This is a genomic window from Adlercreutzia sp. ZJ176, from assembly GCF_011038975.1.
Classification (GTDB): Bacteria; Actinomycetota; Coriobacteriia; order Coriobacteriales; family Eggerthellaceae; genus CAAEEV01.
Window position 1 is genome coordinate 99,617 of record NZ_JAAKEC010000001.1, and the last position, 20,457, is coordinate 120,073.

The following is a 20,457-nucleotide window of genomic DNA, read 5'->3' on the forward strand; positions in this document are numbered from 1 at the left end:
TGCCGAGGCGTTGAGGGGGCCGCGCGGGTGCCATGCCCGACAGGCCGCACGAAGGCTGCCGCGAGCGAGAAGCACGCGAAAGACACCAGAGACGCGAAGCAGACGAGCCGCGCGAAGGCTGCCGCGAGCACACGCCGGGCGAAAGCAACCTCCAACCCGAAGAACTTGGCTCACGCGGAAGCCGATCGGCAGGAAAGCAGCTCGGATACTTTGATAGAATATGGATTTGGCTCTAAGTGCATACACCAATGTTTGAGACGCTGGGGGAAGCGCAATGACCGACAGTCTTCAGATCTACGTAAACGCCGAGACCAAGCTCGCGGTCGTCGAGGCGCTGGCAGCCCTCCTCGAGGACACGGACATCGAAAAGGTCACCGTCGACAGCCTGTGCGAGCGCGCCAACATATCACGCAGCACGTTCTATCGCAACTTCGACAACAAAGAGGCCGTCACCCAGTGGCACCTGCAGTTCGTCCACTCCCAAAGCACCGATGAGATCGGCAGGTCCCTGTCCTTCTACAACGGCTATCTTCTCGCGGAGATGATGCTCTCGCGGTACGAGAGCCTCTATGAGAGCGTCGCCCAGCACCAGCTTTACAACTCCCTCTCGCGCTTCGCTACCGAGACACGCGAGAAGGCGCTGCGAACCACCCTTCAGAACTACCATCACCAGAGGGTCACGCCCCAGCTTGAGTTCGAAATCGAGGCGCTCGTGGCCATGGAGATAGCGATGCTCCCGCAATGGCGCATTGCCGGAGTGAGCCTCGAGGACAAGTGCCATTGGCTGACCGACCTGGTTCCACGAACGCTGTTTCGCCTGATAAACGAGCCCGTCAGACCTTCAATGCCCTCATGGGGTGCGCCAGGCCGAATGCCGCGGACGCGAAAGCCGCTGCCATCAGAATGATGAAAGCGGCGTTTTCGCCCCACGAGGGCACCAGCGCCATCGACGCGGCGAAGACATAAGGGCCCACGAACGGACCGAGGCTCATGACCGAAGACATCAGGCCGCTCGCAAAGGGGATGCGCTCCTGGGGAGTTATGTTTCCGACTGCGTTCTGCGCCGCCGTGAAAAACGTGGATCCGCCGAGCCCGAGCATGAACACGCCCAGCGCATACGCAACGGAGGATGACGCAAGCAGGCAGGGGACCAGTCCCGCCCCTACCAAGACAGCCGATGCCCCGAAGAGGCGCGTGCCGAACATCCTCAGAGCCGGAAGGAAGACAAGACCGCTCACTATCGAGCCTATGCCGCAGCAGTTGATGACCAGAGCCGCCTCACCCGGCCCGGCAAGCCCCCGCACGTCGAGGACGGTTGACGTGATGACCTGGACCGTGGTCACGCAAGTCCACGCCACGAGGGTAAACGCCGCGTATCCCCAAACGGCCCCTGGCATCCTCTTCGCCGTAGCCCCCCTTGGCCCGCAAAGCAGACGCTGGCTGCGGGCGCGCGCCTTCGCCTCCGGCATCCAGGCGACCGAAACGCAGAGCGGGCCAAGCCCGATCAGATAGGCCAAGAAGGGATAGTTCCACTGAATCTCGGTCAGAAAGCCGGCGGCGGTCGTATACACGAGGGCGAACACGAATTGGATCGTCGTTCCGTACCCGAGAAGGCGGCTGCGCTCCTCGCCTTCGAAAAAGGCCACGATCGTCGCGCTGCCCACCGGCATCACAATGCCCAGGCCGATGCCGACGATGATGCGCGACACGATGACGTAGGTGTAGTCCGTGATGCTCGGCAGCAGGAAGGGAAGCGCGCCTCCCAGCGACATCGTCACCGTGCCGACGACCGCCGCGCGCTTGAAGCCCACCTTGGCGAGAACGGCCCCGCTCAAGATGCTCATCGGCACCGAGACGATGCCCGTGATGCTGTTCGCGAACATGATGGTCGTGATCGGCGTTCCCGCGAAATGACGCGCGAACGCGGCGATGGAGGGCGTCAAGATCGTGAACTCGCCCATGACACAATACAGCGCGAGGATCCCTATCACGCCCTTGAGGGGCACGGTTGTTGCTTTTGTCTCATCACGCATGAGCATCTCCTGGAGGTTCTGCGAAAGCGCCATCGCCCGTCGAGCTGCGGCGGCCGCGCAGCGAAGGCAAGGTGGCGAGCTTCGCAAGTGACATCGCGCAAAGCCAAGCAGCCGCAGCCGAAGGCCACGGAGGCGGGTCGTCAGCACGCCCGCCCCCACGGCCTTCGCTTGTTGCCCGAAAGGGCGCCGTCAGCCTACTCGGTCGGAGCCCACATTACCTGCTTGGGCTTCTTTGCCAGCTCGGCTGCCATTTCTTCGATGGTTCCGAAGCGCATGCACGCTGCCAGGCAATTGTGCACGCATGCAGGCTCCCGGTTGTTCTCGAGCCTTCTCGCGCACAGGTCGCACAGGTCAGTCGGGACGGCGATCTTGTTCCAGTTGAAGCTGGATCCCTGATCGTTGGCGTCATCTTTCTGCCACGGGCCGTCGTCCAACACGCGGATACCCCATTTCCCCACGGGGAAGTCATGCTCTTCCTTGCAGGCCACCTCGCAGGATTGGCAGCCCGTGCAGTACTCGTAGTCGATAAGAAGCGCGTATTTCGGCATCGTTACACCAGCTTTCCGAATTTTGACCAAACGTCGTTCATGTCCACATCGTGGTTCTCTTGAAGCGGCCTGATGGCGCAATGGGTGCACTTATAGGGTGCGCAGAGGCCCATCGGATTGTTGTGGCCAACGGGGACGAGGTTGTCCACGCCGGAAAGGCCGGCTCCGAAGAGGTTCGGCGCGCTGCCGTCTTGCTCCGGGAACCACCACCCGTGCTGCGCCATCACCGTGCCCGAGCGCACCGTGGGCGTCACCTTCGCCTTGAACTTGGCGGACCCGTACTCGTTGTAGATCTCCACCCACTGCCCGTCGCTCACGCCGCAGCGCTCGGCATCTGCCGGGCTGACCTCGATGAGGGGGTTGGGGTTGAGCTCGCGCAGACGCGGGACCTGGCGCTCTTCGCTGTGGAAGAACGCGAAGGTTCGCGCACCCGTCGTGAGCACGAACGGGTACTTCTCCGCGATCTCCGGGTGAGCCGTGGGGCTCAGCGCGGGCTCCTCGTAGTGCGGCAGAGGATCGAGGCCCGCCATCTGGTACTGGCTCGACCACAGCTCGACGCGTCCCGTCGGCGTGAGGAAGCCCTTCTGCCCATCGGGGCGGAGCTTGCCGAGCTCGTACTTCCAGTAGAAGACCTTGCGCTTGTACTTGACGAGCTCGCGCACCTCGGCGAAGGTGTGGCGGCCTTCGAGGCGGTTCTTCTCCAAGTAGTCGATCGGGCCCTCGTAGACGCTCTTCGCGCCCTCGCCGATCTTCTCGGCGAACAGCGCCGTGATCTCCAGGTCGCTTTTCGCCTCCCCGAGCGGCTCGATGGCCTTGTTGCCGACTCCGGTGACTATCGAGGCGGCGCCGTAGTGCGTCCTGTTCACGCTGTCGTGCTCAGCCACCGTCGACAGCGGCAGGAACACGTCGCAGAGCGCCTGGATGGTCGGCGTGATGAAGCAGTCCGTGCCGAAGCAGAACTCCATGGACCGCTCCATGGCCGCCTGCCAGCGCTTCGTCTCCGCAGATGCGCTCGCGACGAACATGTTGGTCGACTGGATCCAGCCCATGCGGATGGGATAGGGCTCGTCGGTCTCAAGCGCATGGAGCATCGAGTCAGCATGCGAGATGGTCACCTGCGTGCAGAAGAACGGGTAGTCAGCCATCCCGACGCACTTGTTGCGAAGCTCCTCGGACATCGAGTACCACCCCGCCGTAACGAAGGAGCGCTGCTCGTTGTTGTCGGCAGCCTGCTGGTCCTTGGTGCCGGCGACCAGGTCTTCCGGCTCGCTCATGTCGGCGACGATGTTGCCGCCCGGAACGTCCAGGTTGCCCGTGAGCGCCATGCAGGCCATGATGCACTGGCATGCCTGCATGCCGTTCGGGTTCTGGTCCAAGGCAAGCCCGATCGCAATGGAGGCTGGCTTTGAGGTGGCGTAGAGGCGAACGGCCTTGTAGATGTCCTCGACGTCGACCTCGCAGATCTGCGCGGCCCGCTCCGGCGTCATGGTCTTGACGCGCTCGGAGAACTCATCGAACCCGTAGCACCAGTTCTCGACGAAGTCGTGGTCGTAGAGGTCCTCGCTTATGATGATGTTCGCCCACGCCATCGCCATGGCGGCGTCGGTGCCGGGGCGAACGCGCAGCTGAACCTCCGAGCGCGTGGCGAGCCAGTTCACGCGGGGGTCGACGGAGATGATCTTCGCGCCGCGCTTCATGAGGTCGATGACGGCGTGGCCGAACATGCCGTCGCCGTTCGAGGCGAGCGGCATCTTTCCCCAGATGACGATGGTCTTCGGCGGGGTATAGCTCGGATCGTCGTACCCGCCCTCGAGTCCTCCCGCGTAGTCAATCTCGGGATAGAGCGCGCCGATGGTCATGTTGGCCGCCATCATGCGAGGCTGGTAGCATGCGAAGCCCGACAGGCCGCAAGCGAGGTTGGGCGTGCTGAACACGCTCAGGATGTAGTCTTGCTGCAGCATGCCGTCGCGGCCCGTGCCCACGAAGACGGCGAAAGTCTCCTTGCCGTACTTCTCGGTGAGCCGACGCCATTCGGACACGACCAGATCAGTAGCCTCGTCCCAGCTGCAGCGCTCCCACGCATCGGCGTCCCCGCGCTTGTCGCGCGCACGCTTCATCGGATACGTCACGCGACTCGGGTTGTAGATGTAATCCTTGAGGGCAAGGCACCTCGGGCACAAGCGACCTTTCGTGATGGGGTCGTTCTCGTCTCCCTCAACGTGGTCGATGCGACCCTCCTTGTCGACGTAGAGCTTCACGCCGCAGCCAACGGGATGGCAGCCCGGAGGCGACCAGACCGACGACCTCACCACCGTGAAGTCACCTTCTTCGTACTTCCAAGGCTTGCCCAGGTCGTTTTCGAACTTCATGTTGGAATCCTTTCCTTTCCAGTCGATGGATTGTTCGCAAAGAGCCGAAGATCCTAGTTCTGCGCTTTCTTGAGACGCGCCCTTATCACGAAGAGCAGGGCGAGGGAGCTCGCGAACAGCACGATGCCGGCAGCGGCGAGCACGCCGGTGGCAGCGCTCCACGCCGCCGCGACGATGGCGCCGACGGATCCGAAGAGAATCCCTCCCACGCACTGGCCCAGGGACATGAGCGTCGAAGCGACTGGCGCGAGCTGGGGGCGCGGCGCGATCTCGGCGACCATGGTGAAGAAGATGGCCGGGACGACGCCGTTCGCCAAACCGAAGACCACCATCCAGGGAACGATGAGGTCAGGGGTGATGATGTAGGCGAAGGCGAAGGCGACGCCCTCAACGGCAGATGCCACGCAGAGGATGGTCAGGCGCTTCATGCTGCCGACGACGGCGTTCAGCACGAAGCCCATGACGATGCCGCCGGCGATAACCGCGATGTTCAAGATGTTGAGCTGAGCGTTTGCCGCCCCCTGGTCCATGCCCATAGTCTGGACCATGTACAGCGTCTCGAAGTTCATGACGCAAGCGGTGCCCAGGGAGAACGCCGCGAACGCGAGGAAGGCGAGCCAGCAGGAAAGGCTCTTGAAGCCCTCGGAAACCTTCGGGCTCTCCTCGTCGGCCGACTGATCGGCGTCAAGGTAGGACACCTGAGGGTTCTTCGCGGCGATCAGCCACGCGACGATCACGACGACGAGCAGGGCGACGACGAACCAGAAGACGTTGTGGTAGCTCTCAGGCGTCCCCACATCGAAGAGGAACCCGGACGTGCCCATGATGAACAGCCCGCCGAAGGGAACCCACACGGAGAATATGCCCATCGGCAGCCCGCGCTTCGAAGGCGGGAACCATTCCGAGAACAGGACCGGGACGACCGTTCCGATGCACGAGTAACCGACGCCCTCGATGAGGCGGCCCACGAGCAGCATGTCATAGCTCGTCGCCAAGGCGCTGATGACGGCTCCCACCGTCGCGCAAGCCAAGACCATGAGCGTGGTCTTCTTCGTCCCAAGCTTCAGGATGATGGTCGCCGCGAAGAACGCGAGGACGAACCCCACATAGCCGTTGACCGACATCAGGATGCTCATGTCGCTCGTGTCGATGCCGAGAGCAGGCAGGACAAGCGAGGAGGTCGCGCCAAGCTTCTGGTTGTTCACCGAGATCAGAACAGATGCGATGATCGCCACGATGGCAACGGCCCATGCCCTCCCCTCTTGTCTCACTCGATCTTTGGATGCGCTTTCTGTCATTGATTCCCCTTTCATCCGACAATACACAATCGCGCCGCCTCGTCCCCACATGCGCCCTCAAGGCGTCGGTTCGAGTTGGCGTTGAGCATTATAGGGACGAAAAGGGCATCTGAACTGGCTCTTTGCATTCCTTGATTGAGATGTGAGGATGAGGGTCGTTTCGAAAATGCGACGCTTCGGCGCTTTTGTTCCAAACCGCCTGCCTGCTGCTCCCTGCACGCAGGCGCGAACGCGATGCGGGCGAGGACGCGAAGCGAGCGGGGGCGAGAAGCGAACAGGGCTGCCGCGGGGGTGGCGTGAGCGGGGTCGGGAGATGGGGAGGCGCGAGCGGGAGCGGGGCGAGGTGCGGGCAAGAGGCTGACGCAAGCACGAAGCGAGGTGCGAGCAGGGCGCGAAGGCTGCCGCGGGGCACGGCGTGATACACTGTCGAGCATGAGCCTTTACGATGACATCCTCGCCTTCGAGCCGTTCAACGAACAGGAGGCGGCCGACAAGCCGGTGATCCTGCGCGCGCTGCGCGAGGACCCGGCGTGCTTCGAGCGCGCGGCGCAGGCGCACATGGCGTGCTCCATCTGGGTGGTCGACCCCACGTTCACACAGACGCTGCTCGTGTACCACAACATCTACGACTCGTGGAGCTGGATCGGCGGACACGCCGACGGCGAGCGCGACCTGGCGCGCGTGGCGCTGCGCGAGCTGGAGGAGGAGACGGGCGTGGCGGGCGCGCGGCTTCTGCCGTGCGGGCCGGGCGGCATCTACTCAGTCGAGGTGCTCACGGTGGACGGGCACGTCAAGCGCGGCGCGTACGTGAGCTCGCATCTGCACCTCAACGTCACCTACCTGGCCATGGCCGACCCCGCCGAACCGCTGCGCGTCAAGCCTGACGAGAACAGCGGCGTGCGCTGGGTGTCGATGGAAGACGCCATCACGCTCTCGACCGAGCCGTGGATACGCGACCGCATCTACCGCAAGCTCATCGACAAGCTGCCCGCCGCCCGCGCCGCCAGCGGCCTGCTCTAGCGCGCACGCCCTACCCAGGCAGGGCGGCCCGCCCTCACACGGCCGCCGCACCCGAGCAGGGCGACTCGTCCTCACGCGCCCGACTTCCCCGAGCAGGGCGCCCCGCCTTCGGGCGCCTCAGTAGTAGCGGTAGTACGCGGCGCAGCTTCCCTCGCTCGACACCATGCAGGGGCCCACGGGGTTCTCGGGCGAGCACACCGTGCGGAACAGCGAACAGTCGCTCGGGGGCATGATGCCGCGCAGCACGTCGCCGCAGCGGCAGCCCCTGTGCTCGACGGTGGGCTCCACCGCGGGCGCGAAGCGGCGCATGGCGTCGAAGTCGGCGAACTCCTCGCGGATGCGGTAGCCCGACCCGGGGATCTCCCCCAGCCCGCGCCACGTGGAGGCGCAGGTCTCGAACACCTCGTCGATGGCGGCGAGCGCCACGGGGTTGCCTTCGGGCATGACGCCGCGCGCGTACGCGATCTCGATCTCAGCGCGGCCCTCGTGCAGCTGGCGCATGATCATGGCGATGCCCTGCAGCACGTCGACCGGCTCGAAGCCCGTGATGACACCAGGGACGCCGTACTTCTCCGCGAGGAAGCGGTAGGGCTCGGCGCCGATGATGGTGCTTACGTGCCCCGGCAGGATGAGCGCGTCCACCTTGAGCGCCGGGTCGTTGATGATGACTTCGAGCGCGCCGGGCATGTTCTTGTGCGCGGCGTACACGCTGAAGTTCGCCAAGCCCGCCGCCTTCGCGCGCTTGATGGCCATGGCCACGAGCGGCGTGGTGGTCTCGAAGCCAACGCCCACGAACACGACCTGGCGGTCGGGGTTGTCCTGCGCGAGGCGCAGCGCGTCGAGCGGCGAGTACACGATCTCCACCGCACGCCCGGCAGCCTGCTCCTGAAGTAGACTCGAGGTGGAGCCCGGCACGCGCGTCATGTCGCCGAACGTGGCGATGGTCACTTCCGGCACCCGCGCGAGCGCGATCACCTTGTCGATGTCGTGGTTCGACGTCACGCACACCGGGCAGCCCGGGCCGCTGGCCAGGCGCGTGCCCTCGGGCATGAGGCCGCGGATGCCGTTGCGCGCGATGGCCACCGTGTGCGTGCCGCACACCTCCATGAGCGTGGCGCCCGCCGGCGCCAGCGCGCGGATGGAGCCGATCAGGCCCCGCGCCAGCTCGGGGTCCTTGAACGCCTTGAGCTCTGCTCGCAAGTCACCCATGCCCTTATGCCCCCGCGACGGCGATCTGCTCTTCGGAAACCCCCAGGTCCTCGCCTACGAGGTCGGGAAACTGCCTGATGAGGTCGATGGTCTCCAGCGCGAACTGCTCGTCGACCACCTCGATGGCGAAGCCCGCGTGCACGAGCACGTAGTCGCCCTCGCCCGCCTGCGGCGTGAGGTCAACCGAGATGGAGCGCGTCACGCCCAGGATGTCGACCGTCGCCAGCCTGCCGTCCTCGATCTGGGTAATCCTCGCCGGAATCGCCAAGCACATGTCTGCCTTCTTTCACCCTCCGACGTCGCGCGGAGGAACGTCACATCGCCTTCGTTTTCGCCCATGCTACCACAGCCTGGCCGAGCGAGACGCTTCCGTCGTTAGGCGGCAGGTCGCGGCTGATGGCGACCGTGAAGCCCGCGCCCTCGAGCGCGGCGAGCGCGTGCTCGACGACGTAGCGGTTCATGAACACGCCGCCCGCGAGCACCACGGTCCCGATGCCGTACAGCGCGCGCACGAGCTCGGCTGCCTGCACGACGGCGCCCACCACGGCGTCGTGGAAGCGCCGCGCGATGACCGGCACGGGTACGCCCGCCGCCGCGTCGTCGAGCAGCGCGCGGAAGGTGGGCTCGGCGTCGAGCAGGACCACCGAGGTGTCCTGCGCCGTGCTCGCCTCGGTGGCCGTGTTCTTCACGACCGCCACCGCATAGCGCTCGGCGGCGTCCGCTTCGTCGGCGGCGCCCTCTTCCGCGAGGTTGCCGACGGCCGCTTCCAGCAGGCACGCGCCCTCGCCCTCGTAGGCGGGCTCAGCGCAGACGCCGAGCAGCGCGCTGGCCGCGTCGAACAGACGCCCGACCGAGGAGGTCAGAGGCGTGTTGATGCCCTGCTCGATCATGGCGTCGCAGATGCCCGCCTGCACGCCGAGCGCCTCGAGCGCCGACGCGGCGCCGGGGTGGTCCAGCAGGTCGAAGGCCCACAGCACGCCGTAGGCCATGCGCAGCGGGTGCCTGATGGCCGCGGCGCCGCCCGGCATGGGCACGTAGACGAAGTTGGCGAAGCGCTCGAACGCCTGCAGGTTCGCGAGCATCACCTCGCCGCCCCAGATGGCGCCGTCGACGCCAAAGCCCGTGCCGTCGAACGCGATGCCGCACACCGCGTCATGCAAGCTGTGCTCGGCCATGACCGCGGCCACGTGCGCGTGGTGATGCTGCACCTCCGTCACGGGAAGTGCCTGGCCATGCGCCCACTTCGACGTGAGGTACTCGGGGTGCAGGTCGCAGGCGACCACGGCGGGCTCAAGCTCGAACAGCTTCTCGTAGCGCCGGCGCGCCGCCAGCCACGCGTCGTAGGTCTCGGCGTTCTCCATGTCGCCGACGTGCTGCGAGACGAACGCCTCGGCGCCCTGCGCGCCTTGCGCATCCTCCCCACCCGCGCGCAGGAGCGTGAAGGTGTTCTTCTGCTCCGGCCCGGTGGCGAAAATGACGGGCGAGGCCGCCCCGCCGGCGCCAGCGCGGCACGATGGGGCGCCGTGGGAGGCCCCAGCGCCTGCGTCAGCCCCACCTGCGTCAGCTGCCCCGCCGGCTTGCCCCTCCAGGGCGAGCGGAACGGGCAGCGGCGCGTAGCCGCGGGCGCGGCGGATGAACTGCACGGCATGCCCCGCGCTGCCCGCGCGGATCACGCGCACCACCGAGTCGTCGAAGCGCGTGAGGATGTCGCGGTTGTTCCCCAGAAACGCGTCGGCCACGTCCGCCAGATTCGCGTAGGCCTCCTCGTCGCTCACCACGATGGGCTCGTCGTGCAGGTTCCCCGAGGTCATCACCAGCATGGGAGGGAGGGCGCCACCTGCGGGCGCGGCAGCGAAATCGGCAGCACCAGCGGCAGCAGCGCCGGCGTCAGCAGCGCCAAGGCCAGCCCCGGCAGCACCCGCACCGTCCGCCTCCGCCGCGGCGAAGTCGTGCATGAGGAGGTGCTGCACGGGGGCATAGGGCAGCATCACGCCGAGCTCGCCCAAGCCGTCGGCGAGGCGCGGCGCGAGGCGTGCGCCCGCGCGCTTGCGCAGAAGCACGATGGGCCGCTGCGCGCCGGTGAGCACCGCCTCCTCCACCTCGTTGACCTCGCACACCGCGCGCACGTCGCGCACGCTGGCCATCATGACCGCGAACGCCTTGCCCTCGCGCCGCTTGCGCGCACGCAGGCGCGCCACCGCCTCGGGGTTGCTCGCGTCGCATGCCAGGTGGAAGCCGCCGAGGCCCTTCACCGCCAGGATCTTCCCCGCGCGCAGAAGCTCAGCCGCCCGCGCGAAGATGGCGTCGCTCTCCTCGCGCGTGCTGCCGCACGTCACCTCGCCTGCGCTGCCCTCGCGCCACGTCACCTGAGGCCCGCAGTCGAAGCAGGCGTCGGGCTGGGCGTGGAAGCGGCGGTCGAGCGGGTCGGCGTACTCGGCGGCGCAGCGGCCGCACATCTCGAAGTCGCGCATCGACGTCTTCGCGCGGTCGTACGGAAGCCCCTCGATGATGGTGAAGCGCGGGCCGCAGTTCGTGCAGTTGATGAACGGGTAGCGGAAGCGCCGGTCGTTGGGGTTGAAGAGCTCGCGCAGGCAGTCGTCGCAGGTGGCGAGCTCGGGCGACACGAGCGTGGTCTGATCCGCCGCCGCGGCGTCCGAGAAGCGGATCTCGAAGCGGTCGAAGTCCTCGAGCGGCACCTCCTCGAGGTCGATCTGCGTGACCTGCGCGGCAGCGGGCGCGCCCTCCGACAGCTCGAGCACGAACTCGTCAAGCAGCTTGCCCTCGCCTTCGGCGTGGATGTGGACGCCGTCAGTCGCATTCAGAACCCAGCCGTTGATCAGGTACCTCTTCGCCATGCGATACACGAAGGGGCGGAATCCCACCCCTTGGACGATGCCCTGGACGTGTATGTTGAGCGCCTCGACCATGCGCGCGCTACTCGGCCTCCGCAGGCGCGGGGGTCACCACGGCGGTCACGCCCTCGACCTCATGCGCCTCGGCGCCCGCCGCAACCGCCGCAGCAGCCGCTGCCGCAGCCGCGGCCTCGGCAGCCCCCGCCTCCTCGGCCTCACGGTCCTCTGCGGCCGCGGCCTCCTCGGCCAGCGCGCGGTCGGCCATGATCTCGGTGATCGTCTCGTGCACCACCTGCGCGAGCATGCGCAGCGTCACGCCCGAGTTGTCGGGCAGGTGCAGATGCACGCAGCGGCGCCCGCGGTTCGCCAGCGTGATCAGGTCTCCCGACGCCTGCGCCTTCGCAAGCGCGCCGAGCGACTCGGCCTCGCGCGGCAGCGGGATGTCCTTGAGCTCGTCAGCCGACAGGATCAGAAACACGCCGCAGTTCGGACCGCCCTTCTGCAGCTGGCCGGTAGAGTGCAGGTAGCGCGGGCCCACCTCCAGGCACGACACCACGCCGAACGCCTCGGCCACGCCGTGGCGGATGGACTCGAGCGCCTCGCGGCGCCCCTCGCCCGTGAACGGCAGAAACGCGTTCAGCGCGAAGAAGTCGCCCGGCTGGACCGACGAGAGCAGCGCGTAGAGGCTCGAGCGCATGTCATCGCAGCCCTCGAACATCGGCGCCTGGCGCACCTCGACGGTGCCCATGTGGATCTCGTCGGTGAAGTTCTCCTCGTAGTCGGGCGCAGGCTGGCCCTCGCGCAGGATGTCGAGCACCACGGCCTTCGCCGACGCCACGTCAGGCTGGTCGAACGGGCACACCTTCATGAGGTAGCCGCACATGGCGATGGCGTACTCCCACATGACGAAGTGCTCCGCGAGCTCCTCCACCGAGTCGATGCGGTAGTTCTGGCGCGGGATGGACGAGTCCACGTAGGCGAGGCTCATCTCGAAGTTGCGGCGCTCGTCCCACAGGTCGGTCTTGGTCTGGTACATGATGACGCTGCGGTCGCCCGGGTCCTCGGTCAGAAGCAGCGAGTCGATCTCGATGTTGGGCAGGATGCCCTGGCCCTCCTTGCCCACCGACTCGGCGACCAGCTGCTCGATCCACAGGCCGAGCACGCGCCCGCGCTTCGGCGTGAGGAACGAGAACTTGTTGCGCCCCGCATGGTAGTTGTCGTACAGAAACGCCGCCAGGTTGATGGCCGGGTTGTCGATGGCGTCCTCGCTGCAGCGCTGCTCGGCCTCCACGGCGTGCTCGATGAACGCGTCGAGGTTGATGCCCGCGAGCGCTGCCGGCAGAAGCCCGAACACGGAGAGCGCCGAGAAGCGCCCGCCCACGGTGGGCTCGCCGGAGAACACCGCGCGCCAGCCCTCAGCCTTCGCCTGCTTCTCCAGGTCAGAGCCCGGGTCCGTGATGGCGACCAAGTTCTTCGCCACCGCCTCCGCGCCGATCTCCTTGGCGAAGCTCTCGCGCAGCGCGCAGGCGAGCAGGCGCGGCTCGATGGTGCCGCCGCTCTTCGACGAGATCACGACCAGCGTGGTGGCGGGGTTGCACGCCGAGAGCAGCTCGCGCATGCGCACCGGCGAGTCGGAGTCGAGCGTGCGGAACTTGACGCGGTTGGAGTCCTGCTTGTTGTACTTGGTGATGGTCATGGGCGCCTGCGTGGAGCCGCCCTGCCCGATGAGCACCACCGTGTCGTACCCGTCGGCGACCACCTCGTCGGCAAACAACTGGATCTCGTCGATGGAGCACTGCGGATGGCTCGCCAGGTCGGCCCAGCCCATGAAGTTCTCGGCGCACTTCTGCGCCTGCTCAGAAAAGTCGTACAGCGTGGCGTCCTTCGCGAAGATGCGACTCGCCACGCACTCTTTCACCAGCGTCTTCGCTGACGGATAGAGCTTCTCCATTTCTCCGGAAATCATAGGTTCCTTCTTCTCGAGGCGCCCCTCTCCCCCGCTTCCCGGCAAGAGGCGCAAAAAGTCCAACTATGGAATTGCGAACATTCTAGCAAAGTACCTGCACGCAGCCTATTTCCCGCTCCGCGTGTGGCGTTTCTGTGAAACGAGAGGCGGCCAGCTGGCCGCCTCTCATCACGTGATGTCGTTTTTTCGGTTGTTCGCTACCGTCCTCGCGGCCCCTTGCGGTTCGCGCGCCGTCTCCGCGGCTTCGCGGCTTTACAGCCCTACAGCCCGAGGGCCTTCTTGAGGGCGCTCACGCGGCGGCGGGACACGGGGATCTTCTCCTCCACGCCGTTCAGAGTGAGCAGCAGCGTGCCACCGGAGACCGACTCGATCTCCTCGACCAAGGACAGGTTCACCAGATACCCGCGGTGCACGCGGAAGAACCCGTGGCCGTCCAGGCGCTTCTCCAGCTGCGCCAGGCTCACCGTGGAGAAGTAGCGGTCGGTGTCGGTCTGCAGGTACGCGTAGTCGTCGCGCGCCATGACGAAGCGGATCTTGTCGATGCCGATGAGGATCTTCTTGCCGCCCTTCTCAACCGGGATGCGCTCGGACTTCTGCGCCTGCATGTGCAGCGACACCTGCTCGCGCACGCGCGTGATGGCCTGCGCCAGGCGCTCGGTCTCGACGGGCTTCACCAGGTAGTCGATGGCGTTCACCTTGAACGCGTCGAGCGCGTGCTCGCTGTACGCCGTCACGAACACGACCGCCGGGGGGAACTTGAGGTGACGCAGCGCCTCGGCCAGCTGCAGGCCGGTTGCCTCGGGCATGTTCACGTCGAGGAACATGACATCACAGGGGTATTCTTTCAGCTTCTCGATGGCCTCGCGAACGCTGGCCGCCTCGGCGACCACTTCGACCTGGCCGACTTCATCTAAGAGGAAGCGGAGCTCTGAGCGCGCAGGCGCCTCGTCGTCAACGATGATTGCCTTGAGCACGTTTGCCTCCAAACACGGTACGGGAATGTAAAACTTCTCCCGTATTATAGAGCAGAACGGCGCCTTTCGCCGAAAAAGCATGGCGATATGTGTAGTTATTTTGATGATCGGCAAACGAGCGCAGACGCCGCTCGCGGAGAGAATGCGCCCGCTCGCTTCCGAATGCCCGCCGTTCGCCGCGCCCGCTTGCGGGACGCGGACGCGGCGGGGCTGCGCGGGCGGGCGCCGCTGGGGCGTCGCGCGGGCGGGCGCCGCTGGGGCGTCCTGGCTTGCGACCAGATCCTTCGACTTCGCGCCCTGCGGGCGCTCCGCTCAGGATGACACGGGCGAACCGGGGGTGGGAGGCTGGCGCGCCCGCCGTGCGCTTGCGCCCGCCGCACTCGCCTCCCAGCGCGCCTGCGCCCGCCGCACGTTTCCGTTCGCCGCGCCCGCTCGCGCTGCGCTACCCGAGGTCGAGCTGCTGCAGGTCGAACAGCGCCAGCGCGTAGATCTTGAACGCGGTCTGGAGCTGCGCGATGCTCACGGTCTCGTCGGGGCCGTGTATGCCGCCGGCCCACGCGGGCATCTCGAGCCACGGCATCTCGGGGCCGAAGCTCGCGCCGCGCGTGAACTCGCGCGCGTACGTGCCGCCACCGATGGTGAACGCCTCGCGCGACTCGCCGGTCACGTCGTTGTACGCGGCGAGCAGCGCCTGGATCTCGGGCGTGTCGGGCTCCACGAGGAACGGCTCCATGAGCAGGGTCCGCTCGAACTCAGCGCCGATGGGGTCGGTGAGCGCCGTCAGCGCCGCCGTGATCCCCTCGGGCGTGATCGACGTGGGGAAGCGGGAGTCCATCGTCTGCACGAGGCGCCCGTCGGAAAGCGCGATGGTGCCGCCGATCACCGTGAGCGGGCCGAAGTAGTCGTCGGACGTTGCGATGCCCACGCCCGAGCCGTCGGTGGCGCTAAGGAGTCGCTGGTCGAAGGCGAGGAAGGCGCGCTCAGCCTCGTTGCACAGCGCGTTTTCGAGCAGGTAGTCCACGATGAGCGCGATCGCGTTCACGCCGGTCTCGGGCATGGCCGCGTGCGCGCTCTTGCCCGCGGCCTCGATGCGCGTGAGGCCCGGGCCCGCCGGCGTCACGGTCAGCCGCTCGGCGGGAGGCAGGCTCGCCGCGTCCGCCCGCACCACCGCGTGCGCCTGCCCCGGCACCGCGTTGGTGGCCGCCCCGCCCTCGAACTCCACGATGGCGCCGTCGCCGAGCGGCGCGCTCGTGATGCGCGCGTCGAAGCCGCCCTTCTCGCCGTAGCACACGGGGAACTCCGCGTCAGGCGTGAACAGGAACGTCGGGTCGGCGTAGCGCGCACGGTAGTAGGGGACGTCGCCCATGCCCGACTCCTCGTTCGCGCCGAAGAGGAAGCGCACCGTGTGGCGCAGCGGCAGGCCGAGGCCCGCGAGGAAGCGCATGGCGTGCAGCGCCACCACCGAGGGGCCCTTGTCGTCGAGCACGCCGCGCCCCACGAGGCAGCCCTCCTTGACCGTGACGTCGTAGGGCTCGAAGCTCCAGCCCGGGCCCGCCGGCACCACGTCCATGTGCCCGATGATGCCGATCTGCGTGCCGGCCGTGCCCTCGAGGTCAGCGAAGCCCATGTAGCCGTCGACGTCACTCGTCGCAAACCCCATGTCCGAGGCGATGCCGAGCACCGCGTCGAGCGCGGCGCGCGGGCCCGGCCCGAAGGGCGCGCCGGGAGCCGCGGCGCCGAGGTCCTCGAAGCTCGGGATGCGCACCAGCGTGGTGATGTCCTCGAGCATGGTAGGCCAGTTCTCTTCCACGTACTTATCGGCGGCGGTCATGACGTCGTTGCGTTCCATGGGCTTTCCTTTCGTCGGAGGGTTGCGTCAGGATGGCGCGTCGGGCGGTGCGATGGGCGGTGCGATGGAGCGTCGGCAGAGCGTCGGTAGAGCGCGTGGCAGAACGTTGGCGGGACGTCACGTCAGGCGTTGCAGGTGAGCGCCCCGTCAGGGCATTGCGGTGGAGCGTTTGCAGCAAGGTGCTGCGCCAGGTGCAGCGAAGCGCTGCGCCAAGATGTCGCGTCATAAGCGCTACCCTCCATTATGGCGGCTCGGCGCCGAAAAAGCACGCAGAACAGGGAATTGTTTTTCACCCGGAATCACGTCGAGCCCTCGACGCTGCGCAGCCGTTCCGCTATACTGGGTCGATGCGCCCGGGTGGTGGAACGGCAGACACGTCGGTCTCAAAAACCGATGCCGAAAGGTGTGTGGGTTCGAATCCCACCCCGGGCACCATCTTCTTCTTCTTCGCAATCCCACGCAACATGCCGCCAAGCGAAAGCCTCCCAGCCGCATCCAACCTGCCGCTGACTAACTCGAGCCGCTTCAACGTCCTGCCCCACATCAAGGTCCGCATGTCTGCACTTACCCGTGCAAACCCTGTCGAGATTTAACTTGGTTCCTCATTTTCGGCAAAACACTGTCGAAAATGAATGGTTTTTTAACTCAGTTTTTCATTTTTCACGTAAACCTGTCGAGACTCGACTTACTTTTAGCTCAAGTTATTGTGTCGAGTCGCATAACGAAATCTGGGAAAGCCATGGCCTACACTCCTTTGAAGAAGATCTTTCACATTGACTTCGTTCGCTACGAAGAGACGTACACGATGCGCTTCTCTTCTGAAGAGGCCGTCAAGGTCAGCATGAACGTGTCGGGCGACCCCGCCTTCTTCCTCATCCCGAGCGAGGCTTATCGAAACGAAGTTGAGGCCGCTCGCCTCGACAAGGAGATATACAAGCTCATTCACTCGCTTCCCCCGAAGGCCATAGGCGACTACATGAACTCATGCCTCATCGACGAGATTGTTCTCACCAACGAGATCGAGGGGGTGAATTCGACACGTCGGGAAATCGGCGAAGTGCTCGAGAGGCTCAAGCAGAACGACAAACGCGGGCGATTCAATGGCCTCGTGCAAAAGTACCTGATGCTCGCCGGCAGACGCGAAATCCCCGTCAGCTCGTGCGAAGACATCCGCGCCATCTACGACGACCTCGTCCTCGACGAGGTGCTCGCCGCCGACGCAGGCAACGCTCCCGACGGCGACCTCTTCCGCAAAGGCTCCGTCAGCGTATGCGACGCAACGGGAATTCCCATACATCAGGGCATCGAGCCAGAGAGCAGGATAAAAGCCTGTCTGGACGAAGCGCTTCTGATGCTGCACAGCGAGGATATCCCCCTCCTCGCGCGCCTGTCGGCGTTTCACTTCCTCTTCGGCTACATCCACCCCTTCTACGACGGCAATGGGCGAACCAATCGCTTCATCAGCAGCTCCATGCTCTCACAACACTTCGAGCCGCTCGTAGGGCTCAGGCTCTCCTATTCCGTGAAGCAGGGCATCAGAAAATACTACAAGGCTTACTCAACCTGCGAGCACAAGCTGAACAAAGGCGACGTGACGCCCTTCGTTATCGCCTTCTCCGATCTTGTCGTCGACGCCATGAGAAGCATGCGCGACTCGCTGGCCGACAGAAAAACGCGCCTCGAGAGATGCGAGGAAGCCCTTCGGAAGGCGATGCTCGACGAGCGCGAGGAAACGCTCCGCATGGCAAGTGCCCTCTGCGCAGCGGCCCTGTTCGCCGACTACGGGACGACGGCAGTCGACCTCGGCAAAGACTTCGGCATCTCGAGGCAAACGGTCTACAAGAGGATGGAACCGCTCAAAAGGCAAGGCCTTGTGGTCTCCGAGAAAGTCGGCGTCAAAACATATTACCGACTCGATGTGAAATCCCTGCTGGCGAAATCGGAATCGAAGTAACCCCCCAGCAGAGAGAAGGGTAGCGTGCTCATTGTTGGTGTTTGGCGATTCCGCTTTGGAGAGCAGGCCGTAGGGACTGGTCGAGAAAGCGGAACATCATCTAGAGCATGATCTACACGCATGATGAGCCGCATCGCGCCTCAGACAAGGAAAACCGTTCCGGGAGCTTGAGCCGATTTTAACTTTCTGGAATGCTCTTGCCGACCGCGCTAGGCGGAGGGAATGCGGCCAGATGCACAATCGCCCGCCCACGCTCAGCGCCGGCGGGCGCTTTGCTGTCCTGCCCGCTCTGGCAGAAACCGACGCAACGATCGTGCTACGATGAGGTAATACCGAATAGGGCTACCGCAGATAGGGCTAACATTGGACAGGGTGTTCGTGCTGGACAGGGTGACGGAGCGCCATCCCGAGCTGACGAAGGAGGACGCCGCCCATGCCTGGGAGTTCTGCATCACCTCGCCTGTCGGTCGCCGGCAACGTTACCGACAACGACCCTTTTCCATCCACCCCTCAAGTGATCCTGGATGAAATGAGGCCGTTATCGGCGATTTCTTGGAAAAAGTGGATGCAAAAGCGCCGTTGTCGGTGATTTTCGGGACTCGAACCGCCGATAACGGGCGTTTTCCATCCATGTTTTCAAAACTGTGGATGCAAAAAGGGCGTTGTCGGTCACTCGGGTCTCAAGGATGCGAAGAGGCTGCATCGGCTTCCAGCGGCCCCTCGACTTTGCGGAGTGGCCTGCTTGAAAGGATTCAAGAGCATCGAAGGGCGCGCAGGCTGCGGGGTCGACCTATGACGCGCTGCAGGAGTCGGCCTAGGGGAGCTTGCGGGAGTCGACCTATGGCATGCTACAGGAGCCGGCCTATGGGAGCTTGCGGGAGTCGAGCCAGATGCTCGCCGCCTTCTTCACGTTCCCCATGACGAGTTCTATGTCCTCAGGTGCGGCGTCGTTTACGTGGATGCCCGCCGTGACGGACGCCACCTCCCCCGTCCCCAGGGCGAGGGCGGTCGCAACCGACGCGGCTGCCAGGACATCCTTATGCCCGGGAACGCAAATCTGGGACACGTCGCACGTCAGCCCGTCTCCATTTGAGCGCGGTCGGGGCACCGCAACGGCCACGCCCCCCACATGGGGCTCGTCGCCGCCTGAGAGGAACGCGCACAGGCCACGTCCCCTCGTCTCCGCAACCTCGAGCCTGACCCTCAAGGACCCTTCGCCAACTTCAACGCAGGCCATGTCACTCGCCCCCGCTTACCGTTAGAGACTCCTGGTCGCCCAAGCCCGCGCTCCCGCGCGATGACGCGCCTGCCGCAGCAGGCGCCTTCGCGCCGCACGCGCTGCAGACGCTCGCCCCCTTCTCAAGGACGGCCCCGCAGAACAGGCACTTCCGAGGCGCGTCGTAGAACGCCTGCATCTCAGGCGACAGCGGCTTTCCGCAGCGGCCGCACCCCATGCAAAACAGGCACACGCTACTTCTCGCCCCCCTTCGTCACGCCCTCCCACGGCTGGAAACGATCGTAGTCAAGGTCGAACTGCATGAGGATCTTCCCGATGACGTGGTCGACCTGATCGACCGCCGTCGGGTAGCTGCTGTAGAAGGTGAGCATGGGGGGTATGATCGTGCAGCCCAGCTCGGCAGCTGAGAGCAGGTTTCTGCAATGCACCTTCCCGAGGGGCATCTCGCGCGGGACCAGGATCACCTTGCGGTTCTCCTTGAGGCAGACGTCCGCAGACCGCACGATGAGATTCTCGGCGTATCCGCACGCGATGGCCGAGAGGGTCTTCATGCTGCAGGGAACGACGACCATCCCGTCCGTCTTGTACGAGCCGCTCGAGATGCTCGCGCCCAGGTTGCCGTTGTCGTATACGACGTCAGCCGCCCCGCACAGCTCCTCGTACGAGATGCCGCTCTCCAAGGCAAGGGTCACCTTGGCGCCCTCGCTGACCACCAGATGGCTCTCCACCTCGGGAAACTGCCTCAAGGCCTGGAGGAGCCGGTACCCCATGCAAACCCCGGTCGCCCCCGTGATGCCGACGATGATCCTCATGCAGCACCTCCCTTTTCCACATCGCCTCACCTGCGGTCTCGCTCAAGCCCCTGCGCCCGCGAACCCCGCTCACAGCAGAGTCCACGGGCGCAGGCGCGTCAACCTCAAGCGCCTCGCCTACACGAAGCGCCCCAGATGCGCGATGTCCTCGTTCGTCATCTGGAACCGCGGATCCCTCTTCGCGGGATCCAATATGTAGTCCTGCTCGCTCGTTCGCCAGTTGTAGTGGCACGTCGAGCATGCGTAGACTTCCCAGGCGCCGCTTCCGTCAGGCGCGTCGGCTACTTTCTCCGCGGTGTCGTTACCGCAACGCAAGCACTTCATTCAGGTCTCCCT

The 20,457-nt window shown here is 65.5% G+C and carries 17 protein-coding genes and 1 tRNA gene; 4 read left to right on the top strand and 14 right to left on the bottom strand.

The genetic code is table 11. The annotated features are described in order from the left end of the window. Positions 1 to 274 precede the first annotated feature (274 nt). Complete coding sequence (locus G7Y50_RS00405) at positions 275 to 907, top strand: TetR/AcrR family transcriptional regulator (protein WP_165047151.1); 633 nt, start codon at positions 275 to 277, stop codon at positions 905 to 907. On the opposite strand, the gene G7Y50_RS00410 is transcribed toward G7Y50_RS00405, so the two are convergent. The 4 genes from G7Y50_RS00410 to G7Y50_RS00425 all read right to left on the bottom strand — a co-directional run bounded on the left by G7Y50_RS00410 (position 834) and on the right by G7Y50_RS00425 (position 6,248). Beyond that, a complete protein-coding gene (locus tag G7Y50_RS00410; RefSeq protein ID WP_165047154.1) occupies positions 834 to 2,033 on the bottom strand; it encodes an MFS transporter in 1,200 nt (399 codons plus the stop codon). The genes G7Y50_RS00405 and G7Y50_RS00410 overlap by 74 nt on opposite strands. Positions 2,034 to 2,227: 194 nt before the next feature. Further along, a complete protein-coding gene (locus G7Y50_RS00415; RefSeq protein WP_165047156.1) occupies positions 2,228 to 2,581 on the bottom strand; it encodes an oxidoreductase in 354 nt (117 codons plus the stop codon). A gap of 2 nt (positions 2,582 to 2,583) precedes the next feature. Continuing rightward, the gene (locus tag G7Y50_RS00420) at positions 2,584 to 4,950 is read right to left on the bottom strand and encodes a molybdopterin dinucleotide binding domain-containing protein (protein ID WP_165047158.1); all 2,367 of its coding nucleotides are present in this window, start codon (positions 4,948 to 4,950) and stop codon (positions 2,584 to 2,586) included. A gap of 53 nt (positions 4,951 to 5,003) precedes the next feature. Further along, positions 5,004 to 6,248, bottom strand: a complete 1,245-nt coding sequence (locus G7Y50_RS00425; RefSeq protein ID WP_165047160.1) for a CynX/NimT family MFS transporter — start codon at positions 6,246 to 6,248, stop codon at positions 5,004 to 5,006. A 432-nt stretch (positions 6,249 to 6,680) separates the two neighbouring features. On the opposite strand from G7Y50_RS00425, the gene G7Y50_RS00430 reads away from it, so the two are divergent. Beyond that, the gene (locus tag G7Y50_RS00430; protein WP_165047163.1) at positions 6,681 to 7,268 is read left to right on the top strand and encodes an NUDIX hydrolase; all 588 of its coding nucleotides are present in this window, start codon (positions 6,681 to 6,683) and stop codon (positions 7,266 to 7,268) included. A gap of 117 nt (positions 7,269 to 7,385) precedes the next feature. On the opposite strand, the gene hypD is transcribed toward G7Y50_RS00430, so the two are convergent. The 6 genes from hypD to G7Y50_RS00460 all read right to left on the bottom strand — a co-directional run bounded on the left by hypD (position 7,386) and on the right by G7Y50_RS00460 (position 16,118). Beyond that, entirely contained in the window at positions 7,386 to 8,477 is a 1,092-nt protein-coding gene (gene hypD / locus G7Y50_RS00435) for a hydrogenase formation protein HypD (protein WP_165047166.1), read from the bottom strand. A 4-nt stretch (positions 8,478 to 8,481) separates the two neighbouring features. Beyond that, positions 8,482 to 8,751, bottom strand: coding sequence for a HypC/HybG/HupF family hydrogenase formation chaperone (locus tag G7Y50_RS00440; RefSeq protein ID WP_165047168.1), 270 nt, complete (start codon positions 8,749 to 8,751; stop codon positions 8,482 to 8,484). Positions 8,752 to 8,791: 40 nt separating this feature from the next. Next, the gene (locus G7Y50_RS00445; RefSeq protein ID WP_165047170.1) at positions 8,792 to 11,404 is read right to left on the bottom strand and encodes a carbamoyltransferase HypF; all 2,613 of its coding nucleotides are present in this window, start codon (positions 11,402 to 11,404) and stop codon (positions 8,792 to 8,794) included. Between the two features lie 7 nt (positions 11,405 to 11,411). After that, a complete protein-coding gene (locus tag G7Y50_RS00450) occupies positions 11,412 to 13,295 on the bottom strand; it encodes a glucose-6-phosphate isomerase (RefSeq protein WP_165047172.1) in 1,884 nt (627 codons plus the stop codon). A 260-nt stretch (positions 13,296 to 13,555) separates the two neighbouring features. Beyond that, positions 13,556 to 14,269, bottom strand: a complete 714-nt coding sequence (locus G7Y50_RS00455; RefSeq protein ID WP_165047174.1) for a LytTR family DNA-binding domain-containing protein — start codon at positions 14,267 to 14,269, stop codon at positions 13,556 to 13,558. 442 nt (positions 14,270 to 14,711) lie between these two features. Next, on the bottom strand, positions 14,712 to 16,118 hold the full coding sequence (locus tag G7Y50_RS00460) for a Sapep family Mn(2+)-dependent dipeptidase (protein WP_165047176.1): 1,407 nt from the start codon (positions 16,116 to 16,118) through the stop codon (positions 14,712 to 14,714). A gap of 351 nt (positions 16,119 to 16,469) precedes the next feature. Here G7Y50_RS00460 and G7Y50_RS00465 point away from each other — a divergent pair. Next, a tRNA-Leu gene (locus G7Y50_RS00465) sits at positions 16,470 to 16,553 on the top strand. A gap of 304 nt (positions 16,554 to 16,857) precedes the next feature. Next, on the top strand, positions 16,858 to 18,072 hold the full coding sequence (locus G7Y50_RS00470) for a Fic family protein (RefSeq protein WP_165047178.1): 1,215 nt from the start codon (positions 16,858 to 16,860) through the stop codon (positions 18,070 to 18,072). 862 nt (positions 18,073 to 18,934) lie between these two features. Here the strand turns inward: G7Y50_RS00470 and G7Y50_RS00475 are convergent. The 4 genes from G7Y50_RS00475 to G7Y50_RS00490 form a co-directional block, all read right to left on the bottom strand. Next, positions 18,935 to 19,309, bottom strand: a complete 375-nt coding sequence (locus G7Y50_RS00475; protein WP_165056899.1) for a hypothetical protein — start codon at positions 19,307 to 19,309, stop codon at positions 18,935 to 18,937. A 1-nt stretch (position 19,310) separates the two neighbouring features. Continuing rightward, complete coding sequence (locus G7Y50_RS00480; RefSeq protein ID WP_165047182.1) at positions 19,311 to 19,541, bottom strand: hypothetical protein; 231 nt, start codon at positions 19,539 to 19,541, stop codon at positions 19,311 to 19,313. 1 nt (position 19,542) lies between these two features. Beyond that, positions 19,543 to 20,121: a UbiX family flavin prenyltransferase gene (locus tag G7Y50_RS00485; protein WP_165047184.1), complete on the bottom strand. Its 579-nt coding sequence runs from the start codon at positions 20,119 to 20,121 to the stop codon at positions 19,543 to 19,545. Between the two features lie 117 nt (positions 20,122 to 20,238). Then, a complete protein-coding gene (locus G7Y50_RS00490) occupies positions 20,239 to 20,445 on the bottom strand; it encodes a non-oxidative hydroxyarylic acid decarboxylases subunit D (protein ID WP_165047186.1) in 207 nt (68 codons plus the stop codon). Positions 20,446 to 20,457 lie beyond the last annotated feature (12 nt).